General features: G+C 68.5%; 9 protein-coding genes. 7 read left to right on the plus strand and 2 right to left on the minus strand.

Annotation, left to right across the window (positions count from 1 at the left end; all coding sequences use genetic code 11):
* On the minus strand, positions 1–586 hold a 586-nt coding region (locus OQF71_RS12130; protein WP_280587977.1), incomplete at its 3' end, for an NAD(P)H-hydrate epimerase.
* Positions 587–778: 192 nt separating this feature from the next.
* Between OQF71_RS12130 and OQF71_RS12135 the strand changes: the two genes are divergently transcribed.
* The gene (locus tag OQF71_RS12135) at positions 779–1,813 is read left to right on the plus strand and encodes a glycosyltransferase (protein WP_280587978.1); all 1,035 of its coding nucleotides are present in this window, start codon (positions 779–781) and stop codon (positions 1,811–1,813) included.
* Positions 1,814–3,466: a DUF2070 family protein gene (locus OQF71_RS12140; RefSeq protein ID WP_280587979.1), complete on the plus strand. Its 1,653-nt coding sequence runs from the start codon at positions 1,814–1,816 to the stop codon at positions 3,464–3,466.
* A 638-nt stretch (positions 3,467–4,104) separates the two neighbouring features.
* Here the strand turns inward: OQF71_RS12140 and OQF71_RS12145 are convergent.
* Positions 4,105–5,118 carry a lysylphosphatidylglycerol synthase transmembrane domain-containing protein gene (locus tag OQF71_RS12145; protein ID WP_280587980.1) on the minus strand — a complete coding sequence of 338 codons (1,014 nt, stop codon included), beginning with the start codon at positions 5,116–5,118 and terminating at the stop codon, positions 4,105–4,107.
* 145 nt (positions 5,119–5,263) lie between these two features.
* Here OQF71_RS12145 and OQF71_RS12150 point away from each other — a divergent pair, with 145 nt between their 5' ends.
* The 5 genes from OQF71_RS12150 (at position 5,264) to OQF71_RS12170 (ending at position 10,264) form a co-directional block, all read left to right on the plus strand.
* Positions 5,264–6,136 carry a hypothetical protein gene (locus OQF71_RS12150; RefSeq protein ID WP_280587981.1) on the plus strand — a complete coding sequence of 291 codons (873 nt, stop codon included), beginning with the start codon at positions 5,264–5,266 and terminating at the stop codon, positions 6,134–6,136.
* Positions 6,137–6,185: 49 nt separating this feature from the next.
* Complete coding sequence (locus OQF71_RS12155; RefSeq protein WP_280587983.1) at positions 6,186–7,181, plus strand: glycosyltransferase family 4 protein; 996 nt, start codon at positions 6,186–6,188, stop codon at positions 7,179–7,181.
* A gap of 96 nt (positions 7,182–7,277) precedes the next feature.
* Entirely contained in the window at positions 7,278–8,054 is a 777-nt protein-coding gene (gene proC, locus OQF71_RS12160; protein WP_280587985.1) for a pyrroline-5-carboxylate reductase, read from the plus strand.
* Positions 8,044–8,934 (plus strand): glutamate 5-kinase, encoded by an 891-nt coding sequence (proB, locus tag OQF71_RS12165; protein ID WP_280587987.1) that lies wholly within the window; start codon positions 8,044–8,046, stop codon positions 8,932–8,934. The genes proC and proB overlap by 11 nt, the downstream gene beginning before the upstream one ends.
* Positions 8,927–10,264, plus strand: a complete 1,338-nt coding sequence (locus OQF71_RS12170; RefSeq protein WP_280587989.1) for a glutamate-5-semialdehyde dehydrogenase — start codon at positions 8,927–8,929, stop codon at positions 10,262–10,264. Before proB ends, OQF71_RS12170 begins: the two co-directional genes overlap by 8 nt.
* Positions 10,265–10,444 lie beyond the last annotated feature (180 nt).

Raw genomic sequence — 10,444 nt, forward strand, 5'->3', positions numbered from 1 at the left:
CCGGCGTCCCGCCGTGTATGGGGACTAGCTGCCCGGTCTCGACGAGAGGGTCAGCCTCCGCGCGGCCCTCGGCGGCGTCGGCGCTCCCGGTCGGCTCGCCCGTGTCGGCGTCGATCCCGGAGGGGACGTCGACGGCGACGACGACGGCGTCGCTCTCGTTCGCGAGCCGCGCCGCCGTCCGCTCCGGCTCCCGGAGCGCGCCCGTCACGCCCGTGCCGAGCATCGCGTCGACGATCACGTCGGGGTCGCCGAGCGACAGGTCGGTCGAGTCCGCGACGGTCTCCGTCGGGATCTCGGCCGCGCCGAGGGCCTCCCAGTTCTCCCGCGCGATGTCGGTCCGGATCGACTCCGGGCGGCCGAGCAGGTGGACCGTGACGCCGTACGAGGAGAGGAACCGCGCGGCGACGAACGCGTCGCCGCCGTTGTTCCCGCGGCCGCAGAGCAGCGCGACGTCGGCGCCCGGATCGGCGACCGCCCGCACCTCGCGCGCGACGGCGTTGCCCGACGACTCCATCAGCTGCTTGCGCGGCACGCCGAGGGCCGCGGCGTTGGCGTCGACCGCGGCCATGCGTTCGGTCGGTATCATGTCCCTAGATCCGGGCCCCGCGGGATTAAGCGTGGGGTCGCGGCGAGGGGGCGTGGGCGGCCGGCCCCGGCGGTCCCACGGTGACCCGGCCGCGCTCGGAATGAAAATGTTGAAGCTTTTCGGTGGGAAATCCGGGAGACAGAACCCGTGCGACCCGCTGTACATCCAGACGCGCGGACGACGGACCCTCGTATGAACATCGGATTCTTCACGGACAGCTACTTTCCCGGCGTCGACGGCGTCACGTACACGATCCGCGCGTGGCGCGAACGCTTGGAAGACCGAGGCCACGACGTGTACGTCGTCTACCCGGCGAGCAGCCACGAGCCGGACGATCGGGAGATCCCCGTGCGGTCGCTCCCGAACCCCTTCTACCGGCAGTACCGCGTTCCCCTCTACCGACGGCTCTCCACGCTGCCCGACCTCGACGTCGTCCACTGTCACGGCCCGGCGTCGACCGGGGTGATGGGACGCCGATACGCGAAGAAGCGCGGCGTGAAGTCCGTGTACACCCACCACACGCCGGTCGAGGACTACTTCGTCCAAGGGCTCAAACTGAAGTCGCTCTCCGACATCGCCGGGCGCCTGTACGTCGCCTACGAGAACCGGTTCCTCCGCTCGTTCGACTGCGTCACCGCGTCGACCTCGCGGATTCGCCGCGACGTGGCACCCCGGAAGCTCCCGGTCGGTATCGAGATGGACACGTTCCGCCCCGTCGAGGGCTCGCGGTTCGAGCGCGACGAACCCATCGTCGGCTACAGCGGGCGGATGACCCGCAACAAGAACGTCGACGAGATCCTCCGGCTGGCCGAGCGGACTCCCGACCTGTCCTTCGAACTCGTCGGCGAGGGGCCGGTGCGGAACGCCCTCGAACGCGACGCGCCGGATAACGTCCGGTTCCGCGACTTCCTCTCGCGCGAAGACCTGCCGGCCTTCTACTCCGCGCTCGACGTCTTCGTCACCGCCTCGACCTGTGACACCCTCGGACTCTCGACGCTGGAGGCGAACGCCTGCGGGACCCCCGTCGCCGCGGCCGACGTCTCCCCGTTCGACGAGACCATCGGCGAGGCCAACGGCGCCCGCTTCGCGTACGGCGACCGCGACGACATGGAGCGCGCTGTCGACGACTGCCTCGACGGCGACCGCCGGACCCGAGAGGCGGTAGAGAGGTTCTCGGTGACCCGAACGATAGACGAACTGGAGTCTATCTACGGGGTGTCGTCGTAGATGGGGGCGGACAACGTCGACGTCTTCCAACGGCTGGTGTTCAGCGTCCCGCCGCTGAGAGCTCAGATCCCGGCGCTCGTCGGACTCAGTGCCGTATACAGCGTCGTCGCGTACGTCGCGTTCTCGATGTTCACGCCGCTCTCTCCGGCGCCCTCCAGCGTCCTGCCGGTCGCGGTCCTCCTCTTTCTCCTCCCCTTTCTGTTCGCCGGGGAGCTGTTCCACCGCGTGCTCTCCAACTATCCGCGGTCGTGGAGCTTCTTCCTCGCCTTGGTCAACCAGTTCGTACTGTTCTTCTACACGCTGATCCTCTCCGGCGCCAACGACGTCGGGAACGTCTGGAGTATCGTCTGGCTCCTCTTTATCACGATATACCTGATCAACATCCTCGTGCTCGTCGTGTCGACGGGGATCGACCGATACAAGCGGATCCTCGTCGTCGCGCTCGCGGAGCCGGCGGCGCTGATCGCGGCCTTTTACGCGTTCGCGGGCGGGGACTTGGGCTTCTCGACGTACCGCCACGTGTTCGCGTTCGCGTCGCTGGGGATCGCGGCCGCGTTCCTCGTGTCGGTGCTCGCCTTGGTCGATTACCTCATCCGGAGCAACACGGACGTCTCCGCGTTCGCGCTCACGTCCGGGATCCTCAGGAACGACCGGGAGTCGCTCGACCTCGGCGTCGAGGCCGAGCCCGCGGTCGGGACCCTCGCGATCGACAACGGCGACCGCCTGACGCTCGCCGCCCCGTGGGTCCACCCCGGCCCGCTCGGCGGCTTCGGTGGCGGCCAGCTCAGCGGGAACGTCATCGACGCGCTGAACGACGGGGGCGACGACCACGGCTTCTTCCTTCACGTCCCCTGCACGCACAAGGAGGACCTCTCGAACCCGACCGACGCCGAGAAGATCCTCGACGCGGTTTCCGCGCCCGACGGCGTCGGTCGCGCCTCGCGGCTCGTCCACGAGGACTACGGCGAGATCGAGTTCTACGGGCGACGGTTCGGCGACAAGCAGGTCGTCTACCTCCACGGCGAAGGGATCGACGACTACGACACCGGGGTGTTCATGCGGGACGTCGACGAGTCCGAGGTGCTCTTGGTCGACCTCCACAAGCACGACATCCAAGACGGACCGACGAAGGAGGTGCAGTACGGCTCCAGCGAGGCCGACCGGCTGAAAGACCACTTCGACGAGTTCCGCGAACGGCTCGCCGAGGAGCCGCTCTACGGCTACGCCGCCGGGTTCGCGGTCGAGCGCACCGAGCAGGACATGATCGCGGTGGTCGAGACCGTCGACGGCCAGGACGTGCTGACGATCGGGATCGACACGAACGGCGTCACGCCCGACATCCGGGAGATGGAGGCCCGCTACGGGGAGACGTTCGACGAGGTCCTCGTGTTCTCGACGGACACCCACGCCTCGATCTACGAGCTCGCGAATATGAAACAGTCCAACGTCGACGCCCTCGAAGCGGCGATCGAGCGCGCCCTCGACGACGTCTCGCCGGCGACTATCGGGCTCGAAAGCCGGACCACGGCGCCGCTGAAGCTCCTCAAAAACGACTATAACGGGCTCGTCTTCAGCGTCAACATCCTCATCCGACTGACCGTGATCGCGCTGCTGGCGCTGTACGGGCTGCTCGTGTTGTGGCTGTTCTTCTGAACGGGGTAGACCGGCAGGCGGCCGTTCGGAATCCGGTCGAGTACGCAGTTGTCTCGCTCCCTGACACCGGTTTATAAGCCATTTTCCCGTCGAAATCCGTTCGCGACCGAGATAGCAGACCGTCTATCGCGATCGACCGACTGCTCTCGTCAACTAAGGCTTCGACGGGGAGTCACGGTCTCTCCGTGCGGCGGTCGATCACAGGGGGCCGTTTGTACGGTACGCGTCGCCGTGGAGGGAACCGAGATCACAGATCCCGAGGGACCCGACGACGTCCCCGATGGTTTTAGCTTGTCTCTAACACATGGTAACGCATGAACCGACAGACCGGCGAGGCGCTCGACGACGCGGGCTAGAAAAGCATCCTCGCGCGCGGCGAACCGGAAGACAGCAACACCGCCGACGACTTGGACACGCATCGTTCGAGCGACCGTTCGGTCAGTCAGGCCCAACGCGAGATCGAGATCCCGTTCTATCACGTGTTCGACGCGCCGGCGGACACGGTGTTCGCTCTCGTTGGGGTCCCTGTCGACGAGCTGGCCGGCGGTGTGGAGCCCGACGGCAGCTGGCGGCGAGCGCAGGGAACTCCTCTCGTCGGTCACCGACGAGACGCACGTCCTAGTCTTCGCTCGCCTCGCTCACCGCACCGCGTCGATCCCGAGCACCGAGACGGATATCCCGCCGATCAGCATCGGGAGCCAGTAGACGGCGCCGCGGAACACGAGCACGGCGGCGGTAACGGTCGCCGCGGCGACGCCCGTCGTCGGGACGAGCAGCGCGACGAACGCCGCCTCGATCCCGCCGAGCCCGCCGGGAAGGGGCGTGGCGCCCGCGACGTACGCGAGCGGGACCGCGAACAGCGCGACCTCCGGCGCGATCGGGGCGCCGACCGCGGCGAACGCGACCGCGAGCGCGGCCGCCTGCAGCGTCCAGCCCGCGAGCGAGAGGCCGACCGCGACCGCGAGTCGCCGGGGGCTCGTGCCGACGCGCTCGATGTCCTCGAAGAAGTTCCGCAGGCGCGCCGCGAGCGCCTCCTCGACCGCGGCGGCGTCGAACCGCCGAAATCGCCCGATGGCCCCCCCCACGGCGGCCGGGAGGCGGTCGGCGATCGCCCGCCTGGAGCGCCAGCCGAGCGCGATCGCGGTCGCGATCGACGCGATCAGCGCCACGGCGACGGCGACGGCGACCTCCAGCCGCTCGCCGACGGCCGCGGTGGCGGCGTAGGCGCTGACTCCGAGGAAGACCAGGGAAATCGAAGGGACGACGTTGAGCACGTCGACGCTGGCGATCCCGACGAGCCCCGTCTCGTAGCGCGAACCCGACACCTTGGCGATGAGCGCCGCGGCGACCGGCTCGCCGCCGGCCTGTCCGAAGGGCGTGACGTTGTTCGCGAAGACGGCGCCGGCGTACACGAGGAACGACGTCGCGACCGGGAGGTGAACGCCGACCGCGCCGAGGACCGTTCTGAGCATCAGGCTCCACGCGAGCAGCCAACAGAGCGCGAGACCGAACGTCGCCGCGACCAGCCCGCGGTCGGCCCCGCGAAGCGTGTCGACGACGCGACCCGCGCCGACGACAACGAACAGCACCGCGAGGATCCCGACCGCCGCGACCGCGCCGATCACCACCCCGCGCCGACGGCTCCCGTCCATACGGCCTCTGCGTCGGTGGCGAACTTGAAACGTCTGGTCCCCGCGGTCGGTCTCGTCCCGCCTCAGTCCGGCGATCCGCGGACGGGACCTCGCGACCGAGCACCAACAAGAATACAACGGTCGGTCGGGTACGGTAGCGCAACCTATGGAAGACCAGCGGTTCCTCACCTCCGAGTGGGACTACTGTCTGGTCCTCGACGCGTGTCGCTACGACGTGTTCGAGGACGTGTACGACGAGTACCTCGACGGCGACCTCGAGAAGCGCTGGAGCGTCGGCTCGTCGACGCCGGAGTGGGCCTACCGGACGTTCACCGACGACCACGACATCGCTTACTTCTCCGGGAATCCCTTTATCAACGACCTCGGTATCCCGCTGAACGAGCTGAAGTGGGGCGCGAGCTGCGACTACGAGTGGACCGCCTCCGAGCACATCAGCGACATTCACGACGTCTGGAAGACCGGCTGGGACGAGGATCTCGGGACGGTCCCGCCGGAGAGCCTCGCGGAGGCGTACCGGAGCAACACCGAGGCGATCGAGAACGCCGACCGCACGGTGCTCCACTACATGCAGCCGCACGCCCCGTACCTCTCGCGAGGGAAGGGCCAGAAGCTCAAACAGATCCAGAAGGGGATCAAACGGCAGGACGAGGAGGACGCCGGAGCGGGCGACGCGGGAGACGGCGACGGCGGCCTCCTCTCCTCGCTCAGCGACGCGGTCCGACCCAAGATCGAGAGCCGGCTAGACGACAGCGAGTTCGCCCAGAAGGCGGGGCTGTGGCTGGAGCTCGACCCCGCGGACCTCGTGAAAGACGGCACGCGCGTCACCGCGCTCCGCCTTTACGAGGAGAACCTGCGGATCGCCCTCGAGTCGGTCGCGGAGCTCGTCGAGGAACTCGACGGCACCGTTATCGTCACCGCCGACCACGGCGAGGCGTTCGGCGAGGAGGGCGTGTGGGAACACCACATCGAGACCCATATCCCGCCGCTGATGGAGGTCCCGTGGCTGGAAGTGCAGTGAGCGGAATCGAAGCGAGCGGGAGAGATCCGACGACGGTCGCGACCCCGCGATGAAGGTCAGCCACTACTTCGAGTTCGAAGACCACGTCACGGGCGGGATCCGCGAGTCGGTCGTCCACCAGCGGAAGATGCTCGACCGGGAGTCGATCGCGTACACCACGGAGCCGACCCTCGACGCCGACGTGCTCCACTGCAACCTGATGGGGCCGCGCTCGGTGTGGCACGCGAAGCGCGCGCGGGACCGCGGCGTTCCGGTGGTCGCGCACACCCACGTCACCGCCGAGGACTTCGGTGACAGCTTCCGGTTCACCAACGCGCTCGCGAGGCCCCTCAAACCCTATCTCAGCCGCTCGTACGGCCTCGCCGACGCGCTCGTCTGCCCCTCTGAGTACAATCGCGGCGTGATCGCGGGGTACGCCGACGCCCCGACCACCGTCATCTCGAACGGCGTCGACCGCGAGAAGCTGGCGGGCTTCGAGTCGCTGGAGACCGAGTACCGCGAGCGGTACGACCTAGGGCCGCCGACGGTGTTCCTCGTCGGTCACGTGATCAAGCGGAAGGGGTTAGAGACGTTCGTGGACCTCGCCCGCGAACTCCCCGACGTCGACTTCGCGTGGTTCGGCCCGCTCGATCTCACGTTAAAGGGCCGCGAGACGACCCGGCTGATCGAGGAGTCGCCGGACAACTGCACGTTCCCCGGCTTCGTCGACGACATCCGAGGGGCGTTCGCCGCGGGTGACGTGTTCCTGTTCCCGACCCACGAGGAGAACGAGGGGATCGCGCTGCTGGAGGCGATGACCGCCGGCAAGGCCGTCGTCGTCCGCGATATCGAGACGTTCTCGTGGCTCGACGACGGCGAGGACTGCCTCAAAGTCGACCCCGCCGACGGCGCCGCGGAGACCGAGGCGTTCGCCGACGCGATCCGTCGGCTCTCGGACCCCGCGCTCCGCGAGCGGCTCGGATCGAACGCGGCCGACCGTAGCGAGGCGTTCTCCCTGGACGCTATCGCGGAACGGTACCGATCGCTGTACGAAGGGCTGATCTGAGATCGGGTCGACCGGGACCGGGGGTTCCGGTCACTTGACCGCGGCCTCGTTCAAACCGCAGTTGGTATGACCCTGAATGCACTCCCTGCAGGTAACATGACACGCGTGAGCGTCATCGGCTGCGGGAACATGGGCGGTTCCCTGTTGCGCGGCCTCGCGAGAACCGACTCGTATCACCTGACGGCGATCGATCTGGATCCCGACGCGCTCGCCGCCGTCGAGGACGTCGTCGACGTGGCGACCGACGACGCCGCCGCGGCGAAGGAGGCCGATATCGTGGTCCTCGCCGTGAAGCCGGACATCGCCGAGCACGTCCTCGCGGACCTCGATCTGGACGCAGGTCAACAGCTCGTGACGCTGGCCGCCGGACTCCCCCGCGAGTTCGTCGCGGAGCGGACGCCCGCCTCGGTCGTCCGGATCATGCCCAACCTCGCGGCCGAGACGGGCGAGATGGCTGCGGCGGCGACGAACGAGGGGCTCACCGACGAGGTGCGGGAGATGCTCGACGACGCCGGCGAGTTCGTCGAGGTCGACGAGTCGCTGATGGACGTCTCGACCGCCGTCAACGGCAGCGGCCCCGCCTTCGCCTTCTATCTCATCGACGCGGTGAAGCAGGCCGGAATCGACGGCGGGCTCGACCCCGAGCAGGCCGAGACGCTCGCGGCCCAGACGTTCAAGGGCGCGGCCGAGACCGTGCTCCGAGACGACCGGAGCGTCGACGAGCTCATCGATGCGGTCTGCTCGCCGAACGGGACGACGATCGAGGGGATGGAGGTCCTCTGGGACAGCGACGCCGACGAGGCGGTGGTCGACGCCGTCGCGGCGGCCGAGGAGCGCTCGCGGGAGCTGGCCGAGGCGTTCGATGACGAGTGACGGCGTCGCGGTCGGTGGGGTGGACCGGGAGGCCGTCGCCCGCGCTCGGACCGCGGCCGCCGACGCCGACCGCGTGGTGGTGAAGGCCGGGACCAACTCTCTGACCGACGGGGACTCGCGGCTCGACCGCGTGAAACTCGACAAGCTCGTCGCCGACGTGATGGACCTCCGCCGGCGCGGTAAGGAAGTCGTCCTCGTCTCGTCGGGGGCCGTCGGAGCCGGTATCGGTCGGCTCGGCAACGGCGAGGGGACGGGATCGGTCGACGTCGAGATCGACCGCGGAAGCGACGTGATCGACGAGCGCCAGGCGCTCTCGACGGTCGGCCAGAGCCTCCTGATGCGCCACTACACGCAGAGCTTCGACCGCTACGACCAGCCGGTCGCGCAGATCCTCGTGACCGGCGCCGACCTCGACGCGCCCGAGCGGTTCGAGAACTTCACGAACACCGTCGAGACGCTGCTGGAATGGGGCGTCGTCCCCGTCATCAACGAGAACGACGCGGTCGCGACCGACGAGCTGCGGATCGGCGACAACGACATGCTGTCGGCGTCGGTCGCGATCGCGCTCGGCGTCGACCTGCTGGTCACGCTCACCGACGTCGACGGCGTCTACACCGGTAATCCGAAGCGCGACCCGGACGCGACCGTCATCGAGGCCGTCGGGACGAACTACGACGTGGTCCGCGAGCTCGTCGGCGACAGCACGACCACCGACTTCGGCGGGATCCAGACGAAGGTGGAGGGGGCCCGCGACGCCGCCGAGAGCGGCACGCCGGCGGTGATCGCCGGCTCAGCGACCCGGGACGTGTTGGACCGGATCGCAGCCGGTAAACCGACGGGCACGCTATTCGTGCCGACAGCGGGTGAGACGAATGAGTGAGACAACGGAGATCGAGCGCGACGCGGACGAACTGGTCGAGGGGTCACAGCGAGCCGCCCTACGGCTCGCCAACGCCGACGAGGCGACCCGGAACGAAGGGCTCCGGTCGATCGCCGACGCGCTCCGCGCGAACGAGGCCGAGGTCCTCGAGGCGAACGAGCGGGACGTCGAGGCGGCCGAGGAGATGTTGGATCGCGGCGAGTACACGCAGGCGCTCGTCGACCGCCTGAAGCTCGACGCCGCGAAGCTCGACGACGTCGCCGAGATGGTCGAGTCAGTCGCCGAGCAGGACGACCCCCTCGGTCGGACGCTCTCGGCCCGCGAGCTCGACGAGGGGCTGGAGCTGTTCCGCGTGTCGGTGCCGATCGGCGTCGTCGCGACCGTCTTCGAGTCGCGGCCGGACGCGCTCGTCCAGATCGCGGCGCTCGCGCTGAAGTCCGGCAACGCCGTCATCCTCAAGGGCGGCAGCGAGGCGAGCGAGTCGAACCGCGTCCTCCACCGGGTGATCCGCGAGGCGACCGCGGACCTCCCCGACGGCTGGGCGGGGCTCGTCGAGGCTCACGAGGAGGTCGACCGCCTCCTCGAACGCGACGACGCGGTCGACTTGGTGATGCCGCGGGGCTCCTCGGAGTTCGTCTCCTACATCCAGGACAACACCCAGATTCCCGTGCTCGGCCACACGGAGGGGATCTGTCACGTCTACGTCGACGACGACGCCGATCGAGAGATGGCCGCCGATGTCGCGTTCGACGCCAAGGTCCAGTACCCGGCGGTGTGTAACGCGGTCGAGACGCTGCTCGTGAACGAGTCCGTCGCGCCCGACCTGCTCCCGGACCTCGTCGAGCGCTACGAGGCCGCGGGCGTCGAACTCCGGGGCGACGCCGCGACCCGCGAGATCGTCGATATCGGCGCGGCGACCGACGACGACTGGGACACGGAGTACGGCGACCTCGAGCTGTCGATCAAGCTCGTCGACGACGTGTACGACGCGGTCGAGCACGTCAACGCGCACGGCTCGAAACACACCGAGTCCATCGTTACCGAAGACCAGGCGGCCGCCGAGGCGTTCATGACCGGGATCGACGCCGCGAGCGTCTTCCACAACGCCTCGACCCGCTTCGCCGACGGCTACCGCTACGGGCTCGGCGCCGAGGTCGGCATCTCGACCGGGAAGGTCCACGCGCGCGGCCCGGTCGGGCTGGACGGCCTCACCACCTACAAGTACTACCTCGAGGGCGACGGCCACCTCGTCGCGAGCTACAGCGGCGAAGACGCCCTCCCGTACACCCACCGCGAGCTCGACGCCGAGTGGGAGTTCGGCGGTAGGTAACCGCTTTCCTCCGTTTCCGTCGATTCGCAGTTCCGTATCTACACAGCACGGCAGTTCGCGCTCTGCGCCGTGAAGTTGAGACTACGGCGGCTATAGCACCGCTGGTATGCACGATATCAGCCGAACCACCGAACTTGACACGGTTCACACTCGGGCCGGGACACCACTTCCAGTTAGTAT

The organism is Halorubrum sp. Boch-26 (assembly GCF_029889805.1).
GTDB lineage: Archaea > Halobacteriota > Halobacteria > Halobacteriales > Haloferacaceae > Halorubrum.